This window comes from Agrobacterium sp. 33MFTa1.1, from assembly GCF_004328495.1.
Taxonomy (GTDB): Bacteria; Pseudomonadota; Alphaproteobacteria; order Rhizobiales; family Rhizobiaceae; genus Agrobacterium; species Agrobacterium pusense.
This window is the reverse complement of record NZ_CP036358.1, coordinates 2,461,967-2,485,078: the sequence shown is the minus strand read 5'-3', so window position 1 is coordinate 2,485,078 and position 23,112 is coordinate 2,461,967. Positions and strand designations below refer to the sequence as shown.

At 59.1% G+C, this 23,112-nt stretch carries 19 protein-coding genes; 6 read left to right on the top strand and 13 right to left on the bottom strand.

Translation table 11 applies throughout. The features are described 5' to 3' along the window. Nucleotides 1-9: 9 nt before the first annotated feature. The 4 genes from EYD00_RS12385 to trxA all read left to right on the top strand — a co-directional run bounded on the left by EYD00_RS12385 (nucleotide 10) and on the right by trxA (nucleotide 7,875). Nucleotides 10-747 carry a nucleotidyltransferase family protein gene (locus tag EYD00_RS12385; RefSeq protein WP_004444296.1) on the top strand — a complete coding sequence of 246 codons (738 nt, stop codon included), beginning with the start codon at nucleotides 10-12 and terminating at the stop codon, nucleotides 745-747. After that, nucleotides 744-3,929, top strand: coding sequence for a double-strand break repair protein AddB (gene addB, locus EYD00_RS12380; RefSeq protein ID WP_004444294.1), 3,186 nt, complete (start codon nucleotides 744-746; stop codon nucleotides 3,927-3,929). Before EYD00_RS12385 ends, addB begins: the two co-directional genes overlap by 4 nt. Beyond that, the gene (gene addA, locus EYD00_RS12375; RefSeq protein WP_004444291.1) at nucleotides 3,919-7,476 is read left to right on the top strand and encodes a double-strand break repair helicase AddA; all 3,558 of its coding nucleotides are present in this window, start codon (nucleotides 3,919-3,921) and stop codon (nucleotides 7,474-7,476) included. Before addB ends, addA begins: the two co-directional genes overlap by 11 nt. Nucleotides 7,477-7,554: 78 nt before the next feature. After that, complete coding sequence (gene trxA, locus EYD00_RS12370; RefSeq protein ID WP_003516334.1) at nucleotides 7,555-7,875, top strand: thioredoxin; 321 nt, start codon at nucleotides 7,555-7,557, stop codon at nucleotides 7,873-7,875. Nucleotides 7,876-7,922: 47 nt separating this feature from the next. Here trxA and EYD00_RS12365 read toward each other — a convergent pair whose 3' ends face one another. The 8 genes from EYD00_RS12365 to EYD00_RS12330 all read right to left on the bottom strand — a co-directional run bounded on the left by EYD00_RS12365 (nucleotide 7,923) and on the right by EYD00_RS12330 (nucleotide 16,181). After that, entirely contained in the window at nucleotides 7,923-9,302 is a 1,380-nt protein-coding gene (locus EYD00_RS12365; RefSeq protein WP_373887380.1) for a bifunctional folylpolyglutamate synthase/dihydrofolate synthase, read from the bottom strand. A gap of 88 nt (nucleotides 9,303-9,390) precedes the next feature. After that, complete coding sequence (gene accD / locus EYD00_RS12360; protein WP_004444285.1) at nucleotides 9,391-10,287, bottom strand: acetyl-CoA carboxylase, carboxyltransferase subunit beta; 897 nt, start codon at nucleotides 10,285-10,287, stop codon at nucleotides 9,391-9,393. Between the two features lie 27 nt (nucleotides 10,288-10,314). After that, complete coding sequence (gene trpA, locus EYD00_RS12355; RefSeq protein ID WP_004444282.1) at nucleotides 10,315-11,154, bottom strand: tryptophan synthase subunit alpha; 840 nt, start codon at nucleotides 11,152-11,154, stop codon at nucleotides 10,315-10,317. 4 nt (nucleotides 11,155-11,158) lie between these two features. Continuing rightward, complete coding sequence (trpB, locus tag EYD00_RS12350; protein WP_004444279.1) at nucleotides 11,159-12,379, bottom strand: tryptophan synthase subunit beta; 1,221 nt, start codon at nucleotides 12,377-12,379, stop codon at nucleotides 11,159-11,161. Between the two features lies 1 nt (nucleotide 12,380). Then, nucleotides 12,381-13,043, bottom strand: coding sequence for a phosphoribosylanthranilate isomerase (locus tag EYD00_RS12345; protein WP_004444276.1), 663 nt, complete (start codon nucleotides 13,041-13,043; stop codon nucleotides 12,381-12,383). Between the two features lie 102 nt (nucleotides 13,044-13,145). After that, nucleotides 13,146-13,913, bottom strand: coding sequence for a M48 family metallopeptidase (locus tag EYD00_RS12340; protein WP_004444275.1), 768 nt, complete (start codon nucleotides 13,911-13,913; stop codon nucleotides 13,146-13,148). A 69-nt stretch (nucleotides 13,914-13,982) separates the two neighbouring features. Continuing rightward, nucleotides 13,983-15,215 (bottom strand): polyhydroxyalkanoate depolymerase, encoded by a 1,233-nt coding sequence (locus EYD00_RS12335; RefSeq protein ID WP_004444273.1) that lies wholly within the window; start codon nucleotides 15,213-15,215, stop codon nucleotides 13,983-13,985. A 123-nt stretch (nucleotides 15,216-15,338) separates the two neighbouring features. Continuing rightward, entirely contained in the window at nucleotides 15,339-16,181 is an 843-nt protein-coding gene (locus EYD00_RS12330; protein ID WP_004444270.1) for a fumarylacetoacetate hydrolase family protein, read from the bottom strand. 128 nt (nucleotides 16,182-16,309) lie between these two features. On the opposite strand from EYD00_RS12330, the gene EYD00_RS12325 reads away from it, so the two are divergent. Then, on the top strand, nucleotides 16,310-16,912 hold the full coding sequence (locus EYD00_RS12325; protein ID WP_004444268.1) for a nitroreductase family protein: 603 nt from the start codon (nucleotides 16,310-16,312) through the stop codon (nucleotides 16,910-16,912). A gap of 104 nt (nucleotides 16,913-17,016) precedes the next feature. On the opposite strand, the gene gyrB is transcribed toward EYD00_RS12325, so the two are convergent. From gyrB to EYD00_RS12300, 5 genes are all read right to left on the bottom strand, one after another. After that, on the bottom strand, nucleotides 17,017-19,452 hold the full coding sequence (gene gyrB / locus EYD00_RS12320) for a DNA topoisomerase (ATP-hydrolyzing) subunit B (protein ID WP_004444267.1): 2,436 nt from the start codon (nucleotides 19,450-19,452) through the stop codon (nucleotides 17,017-17,019). A gap of 156 nt (nucleotides 19,453-19,608) precedes the next feature. After that, nucleotides 19,609-19,974 (bottom strand): helix-turn-helix domain-containing protein, encoded by a 366-nt coding sequence (locus tag EYD00_RS12315; RefSeq protein WP_004444265.1) that lies wholly within the window; start codon nucleotides 19,972-19,974, stop codon nucleotides 19,609-19,611. Further along, complete coding sequence (locus EYD00_RS12310; protein ID WP_004444262.1) at nucleotides 19,971-20,540, bottom strand: Smr/MutS family protein; 570 nt, start codon at nucleotides 20,538-20,540, stop codon at nucleotides 19,971-19,973. Before EYD00_RS12310 ends, EYD00_RS12315 begins: the two co-directional genes overlap by 4 nt. After that, nucleotides 20,537-21,649 carry a murein transglycosylase A gene (gene mltA, locus EYD00_RS12305; RefSeq protein WP_034500000.1) on the bottom strand — a complete coding sequence of 371 codons (1,113 nt, stop codon included), beginning with the start codon at nucleotides 21,647-21,649 and terminating at the stop codon, nucleotides 20,537-20,539. Before mltA ends, EYD00_RS12310 begins: the two co-directional genes overlap by 4 nt. Continuing rightward, complete coding sequence (locus EYD00_RS12300) at nucleotides 21,646-22,344, bottom strand: Tim44/TimA family putative adaptor protein (RefSeq protein WP_004444258.1); 699 nt, start codon at nucleotides 22,342-22,344, stop codon at nucleotides 21,646-21,648. The genes mltA and EYD00_RS12300 overlap by 4 nt, the downstream gene beginning before the upstream one ends. A gap of 140 nt (nucleotides 22,345-22,484) precedes the next feature. Here EYD00_RS12300 and EYD00_RS12295 point away from each other — a divergent pair, with 140 nt between their 5' ends. After that, the gene (locus EYD00_RS12295) at nucleotides 22,485-23,021 is read left to right on the top strand and encodes an FxsA family protein (protein ID WP_004444256.1); all 537 of its coding nucleotides are present in this window, start codon (nucleotides 22,485-22,487) and stop codon (nucleotides 23,019-23,021) included. The last annotated feature ends 91 nt before the right edge of the window (nucleotides 23,022-23,112 follow it).

Below are 23,112 nucleotides of genomic sequence, written 5' to 3'. Positions count from 1 at the left end.
TTGACCACGATGACGATCACAAACGCGATGGTGCTGGCCGCCGGGCTCGGTACTCGGATGCGCCCGATCACCGATACGATCCCGAAGCCACTCGTACAGATCGCCGGCAAGCCAATGATCGATTACGTGCTCGACGCTCTTGTGGAAGCCGGTGCCGAAAGAATTGTCGTCAATGTGCACCACCACGCCGAGCAGATGGTCGCCCATCTTCAGCGCCGCGCCGATGCCGAAATCCTGATTTCCGACGAACGCTCCCAGCTGATGAATTCCGGCGGCGGTCTCGCCAAGGGTCTGAAGCTTCTGGAACCCGGCCCGGTCTTCGTCATGAATGCCGATCTCTTCTGGATCGGTGAGCAGCTGCACGTGGCCAGCAATCTGCGCAAGCTCGCACAGTTCTTCGATTCCGGTCGGATGGACATGGCACTGCTCTGCGTCGACATGCATCAGACCACCGGCCACAATGGCAAGAGGGATTTCAACCTCGCCGAGGACGGAAGACTGACCCGCCATCGCGAGGGCGACACGAACCCCGTCGTCTATGCCGGCGCCATCGCCATGGACTCGCGGCTGCTTGACGATGCACCGACGGACGCTTTCAACCTGAATATTTACTTCGATCGCGCGATTGAAAAGGCCCGGCTTTACGGGCTGCCGCTGGATGGTCACTGGATTACCGTCGGCACGCCGGACGCCATAGACGATGCTGAGAACATCATCCGGCAATTCAGGGAAAAACGCTCTGCATGACGGGCTCCCACCACGCAAAGCGCGTTCTGACGATCGCCGCGGGAACACCGTTCCTCAAAACGCTTGCGGAAACGCTGTGCGACGGAAGACTGGCGGCAGGCTATCGATATGACCCGGCCGATCCCCTGTCGCTTGCCAAGGTGACGATATATGTGCCGACGCGGCGTTCGGCCCGCGTGCTGCGCTCGGAATTCGTCGATCTTCTTGGCGGCCGTTCCGCCATTCTGCCGCTCATCCGGCCCCTTGGCGAAACGGATGACGACAGCGGTTTCTTCGATGTCGAAAACCCTGAAATATTGGATCTCGCGCCGCCGATTTCCGGCACCGGCCGACTGATCGAACTCGCGCGTCTCATCCTTGCATGGCGCAACAGCCTGCCGGACGCCATCCGGGCGATCCATTCCGATTCGCCGCTGGTCGCCCCCGCCAGCCCGGCCGACGCGATATGGCTCGCGCGTGCGCTGGCAGAGGTGATCGACGCAATGGATACGGAAGAAAAAGATTGGGAAGCGCTTCAGCATCTCGATACCGGTGATCACGCTCAATGGTGGCAGCTCACGGCCGATTTTTTAAAGATCGCCAGCATCTTCTGGCCCGCCCGGCTTGCCGAACTCAACAGATCTTCGGCCGGACGGCACCGAAACGCCATCCTCCGGGCAGAAGCGAACCGAATTGCCACATTGCCGGACACCGGTCCGATCATCGTCGCTGGCTCGACAGGCTCCATTCCGGCCGCCGCCGATCTCATCGCCGCGGCTGCAGCTTTACCGCAAGGCGTGGTGGTGCTTCCGGGGCTTGATCTTGCCATGCCGGAAGAGCAATGGCAGGCGATCGCCGAGGACCCCACCGATCCTTCGAGCCGCACTCACTCGCAATACGGGCTTTATGTCCTGCTGCAGAAACTGGGCATCCTGCGTGACGATGTGGTTCCGATCGGTGTCCTCGATAACGATCTGGAAAAGCGCGCCGCGGTATTTTCGGCAGCGCTTGCGCCGGCCAAATCCACCAGTGACTGGAACCGATGGCGTGAAGACCGGGATTCTGCAATTTTTAACGATGCCTTTGCAGCGGCCACGCTGATTGAAGCTGCCAACGAGCGCGAAGAGGCCACCGCCATCGCAGTGGCGCTCAGGCTTGCGCTCGAAGCACCAGCCTCGGAACGGCCTTCGCAGGCGGCCCTGATAACACCCGACCGCGGGCTGGCGCGGCGCGTGGCAACGGAGTTGCGACGCTTCGGCATCGAAGCCGACGATTCCGCCGGCACGCCGCTTTCGGCAACGGCCCAGGCCGGCCTCACGCAACTCGCGCTGGAGGCGATCCTGAGACCCGGAGACCCGGTGCCGATCATTTCCCTTCTGAAACACCCGCTCGCCCGTTTCGGGCTCTCGAGCGAAGCTTTCACCAGAGCTTCGAAGGCGCTTGAGCTGATTGCGCTGCGAGGCGGCCGCGTCGAAACTGAAGTGGGCAATCTGGAAACGGTTCTTGACACCCAACTCCTTGCGCAACGCGAGGACAGACATCCGCCCGCCTGGCGGCTGGCCCTGCCTGACGGAAGCGTTGACGCCGCGCGCGATCTGGCGCGACGGATTGCAATGGCCACAGAGCCGCTGCGCTCCGCCTTCGTCCGCCGCGACCGATCTGGCCGGGCCTTTACCGACAGGTTGCCTCTTTCCGACTGGGCAGAACGGACCGGCCGCGTGATGGAAGCCATCTGTGGGGATGAAAATACAGATCTTGCCGCTCTCTGGTCCGGCGAGGCCGGAGACAAGCTTTCCAGCCTCTTTGCCGAACTGATGGAAAGCGGAGATATTCTCGACGCGGACGGTCCGCAATGGATCGATATATTCGCGGCGCTTGTGGCAGGGGAATCAATCAAGCCAAGATCGATGCGCCATCCGCGCATCTTCATCTTCGGCGCGCTGGAAGCGCGGCTGCAAAGTGTCGATACGGTCATCATCGGCGGTCTCAATGAAGGCCTCTGGCCGGGCCAAACGGCGAATAATCCGTTTCTTTCCCGCACCATGAAGACTGCGATCGGGCTGGAGCCGCCGGAACGGCGTATCGGCCAGCTCGCGCATGACTTTGAGATGGCCAACGGCACGCGACACATTTTCTACACCCGGGCGCTCAGGCAGGGCTCCACGCCTGCCGTCGCCTCACGCTGGCTGCAAAGGCTGCTGGCCCTGGGCGGCGAGGATTTTGCCAAAGTCCTTAAAAAACGTGGTGAGACATATCGTCATTGGGCGGGTCTGATGGACGAGAGCATCGAGCAGGAGGCGGCAAAGCGCCCTTCCCCGAAACCGCCAGCTGAATTGCAGCCGACGCGTTACTCCTTCAGCGAAGTGGGCCGCCTGCGCCGCGACCCCTATTCGATCTATGCGCGGCGCATCCTGAAGCTGGACCCGCTCGACCCCTTCAATCGCGATCCGAACGCCGCCGATCGCGGCACGCTCTATCACGCGATCATCGAGCGCTATTCCCGTGAGGGACATGTTCCCGGCACACCGGCCTCGCTTTCGGCCATGCAGCGCATTCTCGACGAATTTTTCGATGCGGAAAACCTGCCTCCCCATGTGGATGTGATCTGGCGGCCGCGTTTTGCAGCGGTAGCGCGCGCCTTCATCGACTGGGAAAAAGAACGTCATCCATCCATTCGCCACAGCTTCTACGAGGCTCGCGCCGGACAGGAAATCGTCGAGGCGGGTATAAGGCTGACGGGGATCGCCGACCGCATCGATATCAAGACCAACAGTCAGGCGGATATTATCGACTACAAGACGGGGCTCGCGCCTTCCGTCAACCAGGCGCGGGCGCTGCTTGATCCACAGCTTGCGCTGGAGGCGGCAGCATTGATGCGCGGCGCCTTTCGCGAAGCCGGTTCACCCACGCCGGAAAACCTCATCTATGTTCGCCTGCGGCCGGGCGAGCGTTTTTTCGCCGATCAGGTTAATAACGAACATTCCAGCCGAAGCGGGAAAAGACCGCCAAAATCGGCAATTGAGCTCGCGACGGAATCGATAGAACAGCTCACCAAATTCGTTCATTCGCTGCGCAACGGGGAAAACGGCTTCGCCTCGCGCCTGGTGCCGGAAGAACAGCAATCCTACGGCGGGGAATATGATCACCTCGCCCGCGTTTCGGAATGGTCGACGGCAGAACCGGGAGACGGCGATGACGATTGATCCTTTCGACGCCGGCCCCGCCGCCGACACACCTGAAAGCTGGATCGACTGGACCAGCGCCCGGCAGCGGCTTGCTTCCGATCCCGCCAGTTCCGCCTGGGTGTCGGCCAATGCCGGTTCCGGCAAGACCCACGTACTGACCCAGCGCGTCATCCGCCTGCTTCTGGCTGGCTGCCGGCCTTCGGCGATCCTCTGCCTCACCTATACCAAGGCTGCAGCGTCGGAAATGTCGAGCCGCGTCTTCGACCGTCTGGCGGAATGGGCTACTTTGCCGGATTCCGATCTCAAGGACCGCATCGCCGCCATCGAAGGCAAGGCGCCGGATCGCATCAAGCTCGCCGAGGCGCGCAGGCTCTTCGCCAAGGCGCTGGAAACACCGGGCGGTTTGAAGATCCAGACAATCCACGCCTTCTGCGAGGCGTTGCTGCACCAATTTCCGCTGGAAGCCAATGTCGCCGGCCATTTCTCCGTTCTCGACGACCGCGCCGCAACCACGCTGCTGGCTGAGGCGCGCCGTTCGCTCCTGACCGCGGTTTCGACGGAAAGCGATGCGGACTTGGCGCAGGCGCTGGCCTATGTTCTCGATCTCGCCGATGAAAGCGGGTTGGAAGCGCTGCTTTCCGCCATCATCGCCAATCGCAGTGCCCTGCGGGCCTTCCTTCTGGATGCCAAACAGTCAGGCGGCATCGATGCCCGGTTGCGGCAGGCGATGCAGATTGCAGATGGAGAGACCGAAGAAACTGCCGCGGCCGCTTTCTGGCCTCTCCCCGGCCTCTCCGGCCTCGCGCTCGATACGTATCTCACCCTTGCCGACGAGGTGGGTGGATCACGCGTCATCGATGTCGCCTATGCACTCAGGGAAGCAAAACGACAACCAGACCCCGTGCGGCGGATGGAATTCATCGAAGCCGCCCTGCTGACGGCCAAGGGTGAAAAGAAATCGGATGCCTATGTCATCAACAAGGGCATGCAGAAATCCGCCCCCGAACTTCTCGATGCGCTGACACTGGCGCGGGACCATGTCGTTTCCTGCCGCAACCGTTATCGTCTGGTGCGAATGCTGGCGGCGACCAAATGCGCCCTTGTTCTGGCGGAAAGGCTGATCGGTGATTTCGAAGACCTGAAGAAACAGCGAAGCCAGCTCGATTTCGAAGACCTGATCGAGCGCGCGGCCAACCTCCTCAACCGCGATACGGCGGGTGCATGGGTGCATTACAAGCTGGATCAGGGCATCGACCATATTCTGGTCGATGAGGCGCAGGACACGAGCCCGGTGCAATGGTCGATCATCCAGTCGCTTGCGGCGGATTTCTTCACCGGCGAGAGCGCCCGCATGGGGCGGCGTACGCTGTTTGCCGTGGGCGATGAAAAACAGTCGATCTATTCATTCCAGGGCGCGCGGCCGGAACGGTTTTCGCAGGAGCGCGAAGAGACCAAGAGACGGGTCGATTCGGTCGAACAGGCCTTTCACCGCATTCGCCTGCCGCTATCCTTCCGATCCACGGAGGATGTGCTGGCGGCTGTCGACCAGGTGTTTTCGGACCCGAATAACGCAAGCGGCCTCAGTGCCGATAACGAGCCGGTGGAGCACCGGTCCAACCGCGCTGGCCATCCCGGCACCGTGGAAGTGTGGGATATGGTGGCACCGGAAACCACCGAGGACGAAGAGGATTGGACAGCCCCCTTCGATGCGCTGCGGGAAAGCGCGCCGGCCACCATAATTGCCCGCCGGATCGCCGCGCGCATCGCCGATATGATCGGACGCGAGACCATCATCGAAAAAGGCGTGGAGCGCGCCATCGAACCGGGCGACATTCTGGTGCTCGTCAGAAAACGTCATGCCTTCGTCAATGCACTGACCCGGGAGCTGAAACGGCGCAAGAACATACCCGTTGCCGGCGCTGACCGCCTTCGTTTGACCGACCACATTGCCGTGCAGGACCTTCTGGCGCTCGGTCATTTCGTTGTCCTGCCCGAAGACGACCTTTCCCTTGCCGCACTTTTGAAAAGTCCACTCTTCAACCTGACGGAAGACGACGTTTTCGACATTGCTGCCATGCGATCGGAAACGGAGAGCGTCTGGAAACGGCTGCAAATCCTTGCGCAGGAAGATAATAGCCATCTTTCCAGCGTTACCGCCAAGCTGGAAGGTTTTATCGCGCTTTCTAAAACGGCCACCGTACACGATTTCTTCGCAGCGGTGCTTACACTGCATGACGGACGCAAAAAATTTCTCGGCAGACTTGGCAACGAGGCAAGCGACGTTCTGGATGAATTCCTGTCCTTTGCGCTGGATCACGAAAGGACCGGCCTGCCCGGCCTGCAGGCCTTTCTCTCCGTTCTGGGAACTGACTCACCGGAGGTGAAGCGGGAGCAGGATAAGGATCGCGGCGAAGTGCGCATCATGACCGTGCACGCCTCCAAAGGGTTGGAAGCACCGGTCGTTTTTGTCGTCGATGGAGGTTCGAAGGCCTTCAATCACAGCCATGTGCCTAAACTGCGTTTTGTCGAAGCGGGTGAAGACGCCTTCCCGGTCTGGTTGCCCGGCAGCGGATTTTCAAACCACCTTATCCGATCGGATGAAGAGCGGCTGAAGACCGCCGCAGAAGATGAATATCGGCGGCTGCTTTATGTGGCCATGACGCGCGCCGCCGATCACCTCGTCGTCTGCGGTTATCGCGGCCAGAAGGAAAATCCCGAATGCTGGCATGCCATCGTCAAAAAGGCGCTTGCCAACAACGAAGACCATTGCAAGCCCCAGCTTTTCACGGCGGATGGTGAGGAATGGCAGGGGCTTGTCTGGCGCAAATCCGAACCGCGCTCGACACCTGTCCCACAAAGGCCGTCGGAAACGCCGCAGCAGGAAGACTATGCCCTTCCAGCGGGACTTCTTACCCCTTTGCCGGTCCTGCCCTCTCTACCGAGACCACTCAGCCCTTCCGGCGCGGGCACCATCATCGATGACGGTGCGGATGATCTCGCCGTGCGCTCACCACTGTTCGGGGAGAAAGCCGAGGTCTCTTCATTGGCGCTGCAGCGCGGACGGTTGGTGCATCGCATGCTTCAGGCGCTGCCCGATTTTCCGGAGGTCGAACGGGAAGAGGCGGCGCGCCGTTATGCTGAACGCGCGGCGCGGTTCTGGCCTGTTACCGAGCGCGAGCAATTGGTACGGGCCGTTTTGCGTGTCATGTCCGAACCCGCTGTGCAGCCGGCCTTCTCTGCCAACAGTCGCGCGGAAGTGTCGATCATGGGTACGATGGCCCTCGGCCGGCAGCAATATGCAGTCTCCGGCCGCATCGACCGGCTGGCGGTCGAAGGAGATCGCGTCATCCTGATCGATTACAAGACTAACCGAGTGCCGCCTCGTGAAGCGCGTGAAATTCCCTTCTCCCATACGGCGCAGCTCGCCATTTATCGTGAAATTCTGGCACCTCTTTATCCCGGCAAGGAATTTGTCTGTGCGCTGATTTATACGGAAAATGCTGCCTTTATAACGGTTGGCGACGATGCGATGAGAGAGGCCCTTGCCGCAATAAAGACAAAGTGAGATACCGGGGGCATTGAAATTTCGACGCGCCCGCATCACATCGATAGTGGAAAAGATTTACTGAAAGGAGAGCCAGATATGGCTACCGTAAAAGTCGATGCCGCCAACTTCCAGTCCGAAGTCCTTGAATCCTCCGAACCCGTCGTGGTGGATTTCTGGGCCGAATGGTGCGGCCCGTGCAAGATGATCGCGCCGAGCCTTGAGGAAATTTCCTCCGAGCTGGCCGGCAAGGTCAAGGTCGCAAAGCTGAATATCGACGAAAACCCGGAACTGGCCGCTCAGTTCGGCGTTCGCTCCATCCCGACGCTCGCCATTTTCAAAAGCGGTGAAGTGGCTGACATCAAGGTTGGCGCTGCTCCCAAGACAGCGCTTTCGGCCTGGATTTCCGGCGCCGCATAAGCAATATCAACGGAATGAAAAAAGCCCGGCATCGCTGCCGGGCTTTTTTATTGCGGAACCGTGCCGTTGAGGGCAAGTGCATTGCCAGCAAGGTAAAGCGAACCGCCGATCAGGATGCGCGGCGCCGGTCCTTCAGGGTCGAAGCGGCGCGACAACTCTTCCAGAGCATGTGTCAGAGACGATGTTGGCGCTGCAACGAGGCCAGCATCGAAGGCGGCATGGGCGAGTACCACAGGGTCGATCGCGGCATCCGTGCCACCGATCGGCACGGTAAAGACATATTCGGCGATATCGGCGAAGGCCTTGAAATAGCCCACCGGATCCTTGGTGTTGATGAGGCCGGCAATGATGAAGAGCGGCCGCGGCGTCTTTTCCTCAAAACCCGCCATTGCCTCTGCAATCACTTCACCCGCACCGGGGTTATGGCCACCGTCGATCCAGATTTCCGCATCTTTCGGTGCCATTTCAGCGATTTTTCCAGTCAGGATGCGCTGAAGACGACCGGGCCATTCCACCGTGGTCATGGCCTTTTCGATCATCCGCTCCGTCACCTCAAAACCGGCAGCCTTGACGGCGCGGATCGCGGCGGCGGCATTTGCAAGCTGGTGACGGCCCGGGAGCCGTGGCAGCGGCGCATCCGTCAGTCCGAACTCGTCCTGATAGACCATGCGGCCGAATTCTTCATGGGCGGAAAAATCCTGGCCATAGACGGACGCCGGGCAACCGAGACGCTCCGCCGTGGCGACAAGTGTTTCGAGCGCCGCATCATATTCCTGATGGCCAATGACGACGGGTGAGCCCTTTTTCATGATTCCCGCCTTTTCGGCGGCAATCAGTTCCACGCGATCGCCGAGATAAGCCTGGTGATCAAGCGAGATTGGCATGATGACGGAAACCGCCGGGTTATTGATGACATTGGTCGCATCGAAACGGCCGCCCAAGCCAACCTCAACGATCGCGGCATCGGCGGGCTGTTCCGCAAAAAGCACGAACATAGCCGCAGTCAGGATTTCGAAAACCGTGATTGTCTGACCTGCATTGGCAGTTTCAATGCGGCGCAGCGCGTCCGCAAATATCTCGTCTTTGACGTAACGGCCTTTATCGCCCGCCACGCCGATACGGTATCGTTCGTGCCAATTTACCAGATGCGGTGAGGTATGAACGTGGACGGAGAGCCCTGCAGCCTCAAGCAGGGCACGGCAAAAGGCAGTAACCGAACCCTTGCCATTGGTGCCGGCTACATGGATCACCGGCGGCATTCTGTTTTGTGGATTGCCGAGTTTTTCGAGAAGACGGGAAATTCTGTCGAGTGAAAGATCAAAGCCCTTGGGGTGGAGCTGCATTAGCTCTTCAATGATCTTTTCTGCCTCACCGATCGCGGGCTTCGTCATGTCTTCCGTTCGCCTTTCAGGCGTTTTGCTTGTCATTTTGTCCGCCGCCCCAAAAATGAAATCAGGCAACGTATAACATCATCCCGAAGGCAATTTATGCCTCCGGGCGACATATTTTTTTTCCTCAGGCCGAAGCGGCCAGCGGGACGACGGCGTTTGCGTTGTCAGCGGGCGCCTTGGTCATGATTTTGAGCAGATTAGCCAGCGTGTCCGGGATTTCGCGACGATCAATGACCATATCCACCATGCCGTGCTCCAGCAGGTATTCCGAGGTCTGGAAGCCTTCCGGCAGCTTTTCGCGAATGGTCTGCTCGATGACGCGCTTGCCGGCGAAGCAAATTTCAGCGCCCGGTTCGGCAATATGCACGTCGCCGAGCATGGCGTAGGAGGCCGTGACACCGCCTGTGGTCGGGTTCGTCAGAACCACGATGTAAGGCATGCCAGCTTCCTTCAGCATGTTTACCGCAACCGTGGTGCGGGGCAGCTGCATCAGAGAAAGAATGCCTTCCTGCATGCGCGCGCCACCGGAGGCCGGGAACATGACGAGCGGGCAGCGCTCGGAAATGGCGCGCTCGAAGGCCTTGACGATGGCTTCACCGGCGGCGATGCCGAGCGAACCGCCCATGAACTGGAATTCATGCACGACGGCGACGATCTTCAGGCCCTTCAGCAGGCCGACACCGGCAAGGATGGTATCCTCCTGCTCGGTCTTCGCGCGGCTATCACGCAGGCGATCGGTGTATTTCTTGGAATCGCGGAACTTCAGTGGGTCCTGCGCCACCTTCGGCTGCGGCAGAGCCTCATAGACGCCGCCATCGAAAAGATCGGCAAGGCGCGCTTTCGCCGGCATCTTCATGTGATAGCCGGACGCCGGGATGACCCACTTGTTGTCCTCGAGATCCTTGTGGAAGACCATTTCGCCCGTTTCCGGGCACTTGATCCAAAGATTTTCCGGAACCTCCGGGCGGCGACCGAGCATGGAATTGATCCGCGGCCGAACGTAATTGGTGATCCAGTTCAACTGTCTACTCCTGACTGGGCCGCGCGCTTATTCTGCAGCGGCGAGGCGCGATGCACGCACGCCCGTTGAAAGTCCTTTTACCAGCGTCGTAACCGCCGGCACGGTATCTGCGGTTGCCTGCCCGTCCTTGGTCAGGCTGCCGGCAATCTGGTTGACGATGGCGGAACCCACCACCACACCATCCGCCACGGCACCGATTGCCTTCGCATGATCAGCCGTCTTGACACCGAAACCGACACAGACCGGCAGTTCCGTATGCGCCTTGATACGACCGACAGCGCCCGAGATCAACGACGGATCGGGAAGCGCTGAACCGGTGATACCGTTCATCGAGACGTAATACACGAAACCTGAGGTATTTTTAAGGACGGTCGGCAGGCGTTTGCCATCGGTGGTCGGCGTTGCAAGACGGATGAAGTTGATGCCGCGCGCAAGCGCCGGAATGCAGAGCTCATCGTCCATTTCCGGTGGCAGATCGACCACGATCAGGCCATCGATGCCTGCCGCCAGTGCGTCGTCCAGAAATTTTTCGACGCCATAGATATAGATCGGGTTGTAATAGCCCATCATTACGATCGGCGTTGCATCGTCTTCTTTGCGGAACTCCCGAGCAAGATCGAGCGTGGTTTTCAGCGTCTGTCCGCCTTTGAGCGCGCGCTGGCCAGCGAGCTGAATGGCCGGGCCGTCCGCCATGGGGTCGGAAAACGGCATACCGAGTTCGATAACGTCGGCACCGGCTTCCGGCAGCGCCTTCATGATGCCAAGCGAGGTCTGGAAATCCGGGTCGCCGCCCATGAAATAGGTAATCAGGGCCGGGCGATTTTCCGCGCGCAGATCGGCGAAGCGCTTGTCCATACGTGCAGTCATGATCTTATACATCCATTCCAAGGAACTTGCTGACGGTGTGGACATCCTTGTCGCCGCGGCCGGAGAGATTCATCAGGATGATCTCGTCCTTGCCCATTTTCGGCGCACGCTTGATGACCTCGGCCAATGCATGGCTCGGCTCCAGAGCCGGAATGATGCCTTCAAGGCGGGTCAGCATCTGGAAGGCATCCAGCGCCTCATGGTCCATGATCGGCACATATTCGACGCGGCCGATGTCGTTCAGCCAGGAATGTTCAGGGCCGATACCGGGATAATCGAGGCCTGCGGAGATCGAATGGCCTTCCTTGATCTGACCATCTGCATCCTGTAGCAGATAGGTGCGATTGCCGTGCAGCACGCCCGGCGAACCGGCGGTGATTGAAGCGCAATGCTCTTCGCCCGAAAGGCCCTTGCCACCCGCCTCGACGCCGACGATGCGGACGCTCTTGTCATCAAGGAAAGGATGGAAGATGCCGATGGCGTTCGAGCCGCCGCCAACTGCCGCAATGACCATATCCGGCAGACGGCCTTCCGCTTCCAGCATCTGTGCCTTGGCTTCCTCGCCGATAACGGCCTGGAAATCGCGGACCATTTCTGGATAGGGGTGCGGGCCCGCGGCAGTACCGATCAGGTAATAAGTGTCGTCGACATTGGTGACCCAGTCACGCAGTGCCTCGTTCATGGCATCCTTCAGCGTGCCGTGGCCGGCCGTGACCGGCTTTACCTCGGCGCCGAGAAGCTTCATACGGAACACGTTCGGGGCCTGACGCGCAACGTCCGTCGCGCCCATGTAAACGACGCACGGCAGGCCGAAGCGCGCCGCAACGGTCGCCGAGGCAACGCCGTGCTGGCCGGCACCGGTCTCCGCGATGATGCGGGTCTTTCCCATGCGCTTGGCAAGCAGGATCTGGCCGAGGCAATTGTTGATCTTGTGTGAACCCGTGTGGTTCAGTTCTTCGCGCTTGAAATAAATCTTCGCGCCGCCAAGTTCCGCCGTCAGCCGCTCCGCAAAATAAAGCGGGCTCGGACGACCGGTATAGTGTGCGCCGAGATGCTTGAGTTCAGCCTGAAACTCGGGATCGGTCTTGGCCTTGTCCCATTCCGCCTGCAAATCCAGAATGAGTGGCATAAGCGTTTCAGCAACGAAGCGACCTCCGTAAATGCCGAAACGTCCGTCCTCATCAGGACCAGCGCGAAAAGAATTGGGTGTTGGCGCGTCGTTCACTTCAAGCTCCCTTTGGGCCTTTCGACCAATCATTCACCACATCGAAAAAAGCGTCGATCATGGACAGATCCTTGACGCCCGGCGCGCTTTCGACGCCAGATGACAAATCTAGTCCGCTCGCCCGGGTTTCTGCCAGAGCCTCGGCGACATTGTCCTTGTTCAGCCCCCCGGAAAGCATGTAATCGATGCTTCCGTCAAGGGAGCGCAGGATGGTCCAGTCGAAGGAAACACCGTTGCCGCCCGGAAGCTCCGAACCAGCGGGCGCCTTGGCATCCAGCAGAAAACGATCGGCTATCCCGTTATAAGGACCAATTTTGGCAAGATCAGCGGCATCGCGAATGGAAATCGCCTTCATGACCGGCAGGCCGTAAAGCGCCTTGATGGTCAACAGCCGCTCCGGGCTTTCACTGCCGTGCAGCTGCAGAATGTCAGGTTTTACAAGATCGACGATTTCATCGAGATAATCATTATCGGCATTGACGGTGACGGCGACCACCTTGGCTGCGCCACGGGCGGCTTCGGCCAGCTTACCGGCTAAATCGGGCTCGATGTTGCGTGGACTTTTTTCAAAGAAAATAAAACCGACATGCGACGCGCCGCGCCTGATGGCGCGCTCCAGCGCTTCCGGTGTCTTCAATCCGCAAATCTTGATATCCGGTTTCATATCCGCGACCTGACACGAAATGCGACGAGAGTCGAGCCAAATCGCATCCGTTATTGATGGAATGTTTCACGTGAATCCAGATGGCGATCGACGCCCTAAGTTTCAATCGAAATCGATGGCGTGGAGTTTGGAGCCATTATGTTTCAGCCAGTCCTTGGCTTCATCGGTGTGCGGGCAGAGTTTTTCGCACAAAGCCCAGAATTTCGGTCCGTGGTTCATTTCCCTCAAATGCGCGACCTCGTGGGCGGCGAGATAATCGATGACCTTTTCCGGAGCCATGACTATGCGCCAGGAAAAGCTCAGGTTTCCATCATGGGAACAGGAACCCCAGCGGCTGCGTGTATCCTTCATGCTGATCGATCGCACCGGCCGGCCGGCCGTTCTGGCATGAACGGCCACAAGCCGCTCCAGGTCGGCCTTCGCCTCCTTTTTCAGGAAGGCCGCTATCCGCCGTCTCAGATGCTCGGGCGCGCCGCTGACTTTCAGAACGGGCGCGCCATCAGCGTCTTTCGCGACATGCGTCAGGCCGCGCAGGCTGCCCGTATGGTCAATACGGTGGGCTATGCCCCTGATATCGATGGTCGTGCCGGAACGCAGACCGTCGTCAGGACTAAACTTCGGAAGTTTGCCTTCCAGCCAGCCCTGATGTCTCTCGAGAAAATCATCCACCTGGCGATGATGCAGACCCATCGGGATCGTCAGCTTCAGCGCCCGGCCGCCCGGCTCGATGCGCAAGGTAATGCGCGTCGCCCGCGGGTTCTCCCTGACCGTGATCGGCACCTGCCGGCCTGCCACCGAGACGGTGCGCTGGCTCGGCACGACCTTCTTTGGCGCCGGGGACTTCAGGGATTTTCTGAGGAGCGAAAACATGAAGCCTTCATAACCGATTCGTCCATCCCTTGGCCACGCAAATGCGCGGCGTCACCTACCGTTCTGCCGTTAGGTCGTCTTGTGTTTGGCAATGAAATCCAGCATACGCGGTACGATCTCCTTGCGGAAGCGCGAACCGTTGAAGACACCGTAATGCCCTACATCCGGCTGCATGTAGTGCGCGCGTTTATCTTCAGGGATGTTGCGGCAGAGATCGTGCGCTGCCTTTGTCTGGCCGACGCCGGAAATATCGTCATTCTCCCCTTCGACAGTGAACAATGCGACCTTGCGGATGGCAGCGGGATCGACCGCCCTGCCCCGATGCAGCATGTTTCCCTTCGGCAGCGCATGGTCGATGAAGACGGTTTCCACCGTCTGCAGATAAAATTCCGCCGTCAGATCCATGACGGCCAGATATTCATCGTAAAATTCGCGGTGTTTTTCGGCGGAATCGCCGTCATTCTTGACCAGATTGAGGTAAAAATCCTTGTGCGCCGTCATGTGCCTGTCGAGGTTCATGGACATGAAACCCGACAGCTGCAGGAAGCCCGGATAGACGTTGCGGCCGAAGGCTGGCTGCGGCCACGGCACCTGCATGACGACATTGTCGCGGAACCATTCGATCGGCTTGGCCTTGGCGAGACCGTTGACGGCGGTGGGGTTGATGCGCGTATCGATCGGCCCGCCCATCAGCGTCATGGAAGCGGGTGCAAACGCGTCACCATCCGCCTCCATCAGGGAAACGGCAGCCAAAACAGGCACGGATGGCTGGCAGACAGCAACCACATGGGTGCCGGGGCCGATCTGCCGCAGCATCTCGATGACATAGTCGATATAATCGTCGAGATCGAAGGTTCCCTCCGCTGCCGGCACCATCCGGGCATCGGCCCAATCGGTGATGTAAATATCGGCCGAGGGCAATAGTGCCTCCACGGTCCCGCGTAGCAGGGTTGCATAGTGGCCGGACATCGGGGCCACCAGTAGCACCTTCGGGTTGGACTGGGGGGCTGGATCGAGTTCTTTTTTGAAATGAAGCAGATTGCAGAACGGGCGCGACCAGACGGTCTCCTCCGTGACAACCACGGTTTGGCCATCAATGACCGTGGAGCCGAGACCGAATTCAGGCTTGACGTAGCGGCGCGTCAGCCGTTCGAAAACCTCGAAACCGGCATCGAGGCTTCTGCCGAAGGCCGTACTGGACAGCGGATTAAGAGGATTGTTGCAGGCCTGGCGCATCATATCGGCACCGGCACGCAGCGGTGCCATGGCCGCATGGTTCATTTCATAGAGGTGGTAGAACACTGATGACGCCTCCCTCGCGATCACGCTCTTTTTTTCAACCATAGCAGCTTTTCGCAGGTGCACAAAATCGAAGACGCCGGCGGTTTCCCGCCAGCGCCTCACTTTCCGTTGAACGCCGTATAATCAGATGTCGGCGACGAAGGTCTGCTTCTGGGAACCGAGACCCTCGATACCGAGTTCCACGACATCGCCAGCCTTCAGGTAACGCGGCGGCTTCAGGCCCATGCCGACGCCGGGAGGCGTGCCGGTGGAAATGACATCGCCGGGGTGCAGCGACATGAACTGGCTGAGATAGGAGACAACGTGGGCCACGCCGTAAACCATGGTCTTGCTGGAACCGTCCTGCATGGTCTGGCCGTTGACCTTCAGCCACATGCCGAGGTTCTGCGGATCGGTGATTTCGTCCTTCGTCACCAGCCACGGGCCGATGGGGCCGAAAGTGTCGCAGGACTTGCCCTTGGTCCACTGACCGGCGCGCTCCGTCTGGAAGGCGCGCTCGGAAACATCGTGCGAAACGCAATAACCGGCGACATAATCGAGAGCATCCGCTTCGGAGACATATTTGGCGGTCTTGCCGATGACGACGCCAAGCTCGACTTCCCAGTCGGTCTTTTCCGAACCGCGCGGGATGACGACATTGTCATTCGGACCAACGATGGCCGAGGTGGCCTTCATGAAAATGACCGGTTCCGGCGGTACGGTGGCACCCGTTTCAGCGGCATGGTCGGAGAAGTTAAGGCCGATGCAGATGAATTTCCCGGTTCCCGCAACGCAGGCGCCGATGCGCTCTTCGTTCAGCACCGGAAGTGAGCCGACATCGATCGCGGCGATCTTCTTGAGGCCCTCGGGAGAAATGGCTTCGCCGCCGATATCTTTGACATGGGCGGACAGATCGCGGACTTTTCCTTCCGCGTCGAGGATTGCAGGTTTTTCCTGGCCGGGCTGGCCAACACGCATCAATTTCATGGAACTCTCTCCCGGTTGTCAGACAAGGTGATGCATATATGAACGATGCATTCATACTTGTCACCCCTTGACTGTGCCAAGTTTCGAAAAATACCTTTTCCTTCCCGTCAATCAAAAGGACATGGCCCGTGACGAACAGCAATAACCGGCAATCAGAATACCCCGTTGATCCCCTCTTCCTCGATCGCTGGTCTCCGCGCGCCTTCGATGGTCACGCCATGCCGGCGCAGCATCTGATGACCATTCTGGATGCGGCGCACTGGGCGCCCTCCGCCTCCAATCATCAGCCGTGGCGGTTTGTCTATGCACACAAGGACAGTAAAGACTGGCCGCTCTTCGTGGAACTGCTGATGGAGGGAAACCAGCGCTGGGCAAAAAACGCCTCCGTGCTGCTTTTCGTCATTTCCCGAGACCACAATATCTCGCACGACGGCGAGAAGAAACCGTCAACAACCCATTCCTTCGATGCCGGCGCCGCCTGGTTTTCACTTGCCATGCAGGCGCACCTGCTCGGTTACCATGCGCACGGCATGGCCGGCATATTCAAGGACAAGATCGTCGAAAAACTGAATATACCGGAAGGCTACAAGGTGGAGGCAGGAGTCGCCATCGGCACGCTCACCGACAAGTCCGTTCTTCCTGATGATCTGGCGGAACGGGAGGTGCCAAGCAAACGCCTGCCCCTTTCCGATGTTGCCTTTGAAGGTCGCTTCACCGGCAAGGCTGACTGATCACCATTATCCGCATAAAATCAGAAGGCCCGGCGGAGATTACCGCCGGGCCTTTTGTTAAAGTTTCGTTTCACGTGAATCGTTACGCGAAACATTCCCCAAATTTAAATATCCAGGTTAGCGACGCTGAGTGCATTTTCCTGGATGAAGTCGCGGCGTGGTTCGACTTCGTCACCCATGAGGCGGGCAAACAGGCCGTCAGCATCAGTCGCGTCACTTACTCTTACCTGCAGCAGCGAGCGAACGTTGGCATCGAGTGTGGTTTCCCAAAGCTGCTCGGCATTCATTTCGCCAAGACCCTTGTAGCGCTGCATGGAGAGACCCTTGCGTCCGGCAGCGAAAATCGCATCCAGAAGCGCGCGCGGGCCGGCCAGCTCCATCGTGCCATCCTTGCGTTGCAGAACCGGCGGCGTGGCGTAGATATCACGCGTGCGGGCTGCAAGCTGATCGATATGCCGGGCATCGGCCGAACCGAGCAGGCCCATATCCAGCGTCGAGACTTCCTTGACGCCGCGCACCATGCGTTCGAAGCGCAAACCGCCGTCTTGCAGCACAGTGCCGGACCAGCCGCGTTCGGTCTCTTCAGCAATCATGTCGAGACGCCGGGCCACTTCGGCAACGGTTTCCTCCGCACGCGCTGCGTCGGCGGAAAGCTCGGGGTTGAGTGCGCCGGCAATGGCCGCCTGCTCCACGATGGAACGGCTGTAGCGGGAATGCAGCCCGTCGATCAGCGAGCGCATGCGCAGCGCATCCAGAATGACTTCGCGAAGATCGGCGCCAACACGCACTTCGCCAGAGCCGAGCGTCAAAGATGCTTCCTCGATACCCATGGAAATCAGGTACTCTTCCAGCGCTTTTTCGTCCTTCAGGTACTGAACGGATTTACCGCGCGTCACCTTATAAAGCGGCGGCTGGGCGATATAGAGATGGCCGCGTTCGATCAGTTCCGGCATCTGCCGGAAGAAGAAGGTCAACAGCAGTGTACGGATGTGGGCGCCATCGACGTCAGCATCCGTCATGATGATGATCTTGTGGTAACGCAGCTTGTCAGCGTTGAACTCGTCCTTGCCGATGGAGGTGCCGAGCGCAGTAATCAGCGTGCCGATTTCCTGGCTGGACAACATCTTGTCGAAACGGGCGCGTTCTACATTGAGGATCTTGCCGCGGAGCGGCAGGATCGCCTGCGTCTCGCGCGAGCGGCCCTGCTTGGCCGAACCGCCAGCGGAGTCACCCTCAACGAGGAACAGTTCTGATTTTGCCGGATCGCGCTCGGAGCAGTCGGCGAGCTTTCCGGGCAGAGAGGCAATATCGAGCGCACCTTTGCGGCGTGTCAATTCGCGCGCCTTGCGGGCGGCTTCTCGGGCGACAGCGGCTTCAACCACCTTGCCGACAAGGATTCTCGCGTCGGATGGATGTTCTTCGAGCCAGGTGGAGAGTGCTTCGTTGACGAGGCTTTCGACAACCGGACGCACTTCAGACGACACAAGCTTGTCTTTCGTCTGCGACGAAAACTTGGGGTCTGGCACCTTGACGGAAAGGATGGCCGTCAGACCTTCACGGCAGTCCTCACCCTGAAGGCTTACCTTTTCCTTTTTCAGGATGCCGGAGGTTTCGGCGTAGGAGGTGACCTGGCGGGTCAGCGCGGCGCGGAAACCTGCCATATGGGTGCCACCATCGCGCTGCGGAATGTTGTTGGTGAAGCAAAGCACGTTCTCGTGGTAGCTGTCGTTCCACCAGAGTGCGACCTCAACCGTAATGCCATCCTTTTCACCCTTGATGGCGACCGGCTTATCAACCAGCGGCTTCTTGGCGCGGTCGAGATAACGGACGAAGGCCTCGAGGCCGCCATCATACAGCAGTTCTTCCTGCTTGACGTCGGAATGGCGCTTGTCGGTGAGCAGGATGCGCACGCCGGAGTTCAGGAATGCGAGTTCGCGCAGGCGATGCTCCAGCGTTCCATAATCATAGTCGGTCATGGTGAAGGTTTCAGGGCTTGCTAGGAAGGTGACTTCCGTGCCCGAACGGCCTTCATATTCGCCGATAACGGAAAGCGGCGCGTCGGCGACACCATGGGTAAAGCCAATCTCGTGCACCTTGCCATTGCGGCGGATGCGGAGCTTCAGCCAGACGGAGAGCGCGTTGACCACCGAAACGCCGACACCGTGCAGACCGCCCGACACCTTGTAAGAATTCTGGTCGAACTTCCCGCCCGCATGCAGCTGGGTCATGATGACCTCGGCGGCAGAAACGCCCTCGGAGGAATGGATGTCAGTCGGAATGCCGCGTCCGTTATCGGTCACCGTCACGGAGCCGTCGGCATTCAGGGTCACCGTCACCAGGTCGGCGTGGCCCGCAAGCGCCTCATCGATGGCGTTGTCGACGACTTCGTAGACCATGTGATGTAGGCCGGAACCGTCATCGGTATCGCCGATATACATGCCGGGCCGTTTGCGCACGGCATCAAGGCCCTTGAGGACCTTGATCGAATCGGCTCCATATTCCGCGTTCGCGCCGACTTCGCTTGACGATGTTTCGGTCATAAGTACTCTTTCCAAAGTTTTCCTGGCCAGGTTTCCAGTGAGAGGGCCTGAAGCCAGCGAATCACTCAAATCCGACATGCGACTATAGAAATTCTATACCCAATCCCAAAGGCCGCATGCTTCAGGATGCTGCATAAAGCAGGGGATAGAGGGGTTTCAATCGCAAGAACGGCTTTTTTGCAGCACGGCTGACAGTTCCTCTACCACACTCGGCGGCAGCTTGCGAATATCCCGTGCCAACCGGTTGGCGAAAGCCGTATATTGCGGCGGCAGGCCGACTGTGTCGATCACCACCTTCGGGTCGGATGAGCCGGCAAGGAAGAACAGTTCCTCGGCCTCGTCCCAGATGATGTTGAAATATCCGGCAATGCGCTGGAGGAGATCGAAGCTCGGCTTGCCGCGCTTGCCATGCTCAAGCGCTGAAAGGTAGGCCGGAGAGACGCCGATGGCGGCGGCCATTTGCTTCTGCGTTACACCCTTGCGCTCACGAAGCTGCCGCACGGCCAGCGCAAAGGGCGTCATGACTTTTCGCCTCGCCGGCGCGAAAGCCGCACATAAAGCGCGCCATCGCCGCCGTGATTGGCCGACGCATCCTCATAGGAGGAAATCAGGTGGCGATATTCGGGTTTGGAAAACCACATGGGCACCGCCCTTTTCAAAGCCCCGTCACTGCCAATCGATCGACCCTTGCCGGTAATGACCAGCACATGTCTTAGACCCCGCTCATGTGCGCGCAACAGAAAATCGAGCAGTACGGCGTGGGCCTCGCTCTGGAACATGCCATGCAGATCGATCCGTCCTTCCAATGGCAGGCGGCCGCGGGTCAGCTTACGCTTGACCGGTTTTTCCATCGGCTGGTGGATTTTCGGCTTTTTATCCGGAGCTGGAGGGGGCGGCTCAGCCGGCTCCGCAAGGATGCGCGGAAAGGTGTCTTTACCGGTCAGAGAAACATCTGGTTCCCCCGCAGGGTCCTCCACGTCATCGAAAGCCAGCAAGTCTTCGAGCCTGCCGGAGATCGGCCGTGTGGTTTTTGCGACCTTTCCCCACAGAACGCGTTCTTCCTTGCCGAGCTTGCGACTGTTCTTCATCGCCGATACCTCTGCGCAGCAACCTGCGGTATCAGTATATAAAAATCTGCCTCATTGCGCACCGTGCCGGCAAGTTCTCCGGCTTCGAAACCCGAACCGGTAAAGATATCGCCGCGGGCCGGGCCAATGATGGCCGACCCGGTATCGAGCGCCAGCATCAGCCGCGCAAAAGGCTTTCCATCATCGAGATGGGTAAGCGACGGCGAATGGATGAAGAAGGGAAGCCCGAACGTGTGGATGAGCCTGTCCACAGCAAGCGAGCGCCCAGCGACGAGCGGTACTTTTGCGGCGGCGACCGGTCCCATATCCTCGTCGGCAACATCCGCCTCCCGGAAAAAAATGTAGGAGCGGTTATGCCATAGTACTCCATCCACCTGATCGGGATGGTCAGCGAGCCACTTGCGGATCGTCTGCATCGACACGGTTTTCGGATCGAGTTCTCCGCGATCGAGAAGCAGACGTCCAATCGGTGAAAAAGCATGGCCTGCCTTGGCCGCATAGGTAATGCGCTTTATCGCACCATTGGGAAAAACCAGACGTGCCGCGCCCTGCACATGGACAAAAAACAGATCGACCTTCGATTTCGCCCAGGCGATCTCAAGTCCCTTGCCCTCCAGATAGCCTTCATCGATCGCGCGGCGATCGGGGAAGCAGGAAATCCCGTCTTCATCCTGCCTGCCGAAAGCATAGGATGTATCGAAGCCGACGGGCCGATTGGTATCGTCGATATTCACCAATTCGGGTGGTCGGCGGTAAATGGGATAACGCCAGATGTCGTCAGGTTCAGACGAGACTTCCAGTTCAGGCTCATAGAAGGCGGTCACAAAACCGCTTTTTCCCTGCGACGGAAAAATCCTGAAAGGCACACAGTTGGTTTCAAAGAACCGGCGCGCCTGTTCGGGACTGTCTGCCTTGCATTTCTCAGCGACCTCCAGCAGCGAAACCAGTTCCGCCGCCGTGACGCCGAGTGCGCCAGTGCGATAGGGTTTTGCGCTCCGAAGATGCGACAGAATTGCGGTCATCGCCGGAAAAAGGCTAACGGGATCGTCTTGCCGCCACCCGGGCAGGTCGCTGAAAGAAACGTCTTCGATCGAAAAGGGCGCGGTCATTGCTCGGATTCGGTGGCGATCAGCTTCCAGTTCGGATCGCGTGAGCGGATATCGCGCGAGAAGGTCCAGATGTCATCCACCTCCGCAACCGCATCCGGATCACCATCGACCAGCTTGCCATCCTTGTCATAGGTCGCCGAGATGAGCTGGCTGACGATCCGGAGCGTTATCTGCACCTCGGAATCGCGAATACCCGCCTGGGTGATATCGGCTTTCTCAATGCCAACAAAAGTCGATTTCACCACCTCGCCGCGGCCTTCCCTTTCGGAAATCGCTGCGTCGAAACCTTCAAACACCTCTTTGGACAGCAGGTTCTTGAGCGTCTTGCGGTCGCCATCGGCAAAACCCATCACGATCATCTCGTAGGCCATGCGGGCGCCGTTCAGGAATTCCTTCGGGCGGAAGGACGGATCCTTCGTCATCACCTCACGCAGGGAGGCATTGAGTGCGCTGTCTGCAGGCGCCAGTGCATCCACCTCGGCGAAGCGGTTTTCATCTTCCGCCTCGGCCCGCTTCGGCAGTGTCACGACCTTGTTATCATCCGTGACGGGACCCTTCGCGACATCGCGCGGGCTATAAGGATCAAAAGGCGGCTTTTCATTGCCCGTGCGACGACCAAGGACGCTGCGCAGCTGAAAGAAGATCAGCACCGCTGCAACGAGAAAAAACAATGTGATAAAGTCGCTGAAGCCCATCTTTTACCAAAACCGCCATTTAAATTCGAAAACCACACCATCATATAGTCTGCATCTTACCATCATTCAAATATGCAGATTCAATCATCGGTGTCCCGCGAACCGGCAATCTGCCAGAGATGCACACGCAAGGCTAGAAGATGCGTTTTTCCTTTCTCCCCATCATCGTGCTGATGATGCCCATCCTTGAAATTGCAGGTTTCATTATTGTCGGCAAGACAATAGGCCTGTGGCTCACACTGGCTCTCGTCCTGTTCACGTCTTTCCTGGGATTGCTCATATTGCGCCTGGGCGGTCTCGGCATGGTGAGAAATCTTCAGGATGCGGGCCGCACGGGCGCACAGCCTGCGGACGAACTCGTCAATGGCGCGATGCGCGTCGTGGCGGGCATCCTGTTGTTCATTCCGGGTTTCATCACCGACATTCTCGGCCTCCTGCTTCTGTCGCCGGCCATTCGCCGGTTTTTCTGGAAAGCCTTCGGACCGCGCGTCGTCGTGGCTGGTTCATTCAGACAGCCCGGCGCCCGGCCGGGCGATTATTCCGGTTTCAGCAATGGCCCGGGACCTCATGGCAATTCGAAGGTCGTGGATCTGGATGAAGAGGAGTTTCACCGCGACGGGCCGAAAGACTCTCCCTGGTCGAACAGGCCGGATGATCGCGACCTGCCCAAGCCCTGACGCCGCGTCGAGGCATGGCGACGACCCGATCACGAAGGGTTGTAAGCCCGGAGTCGAAATGATAGACCGCCTTCCACGAATTCACGCCGCG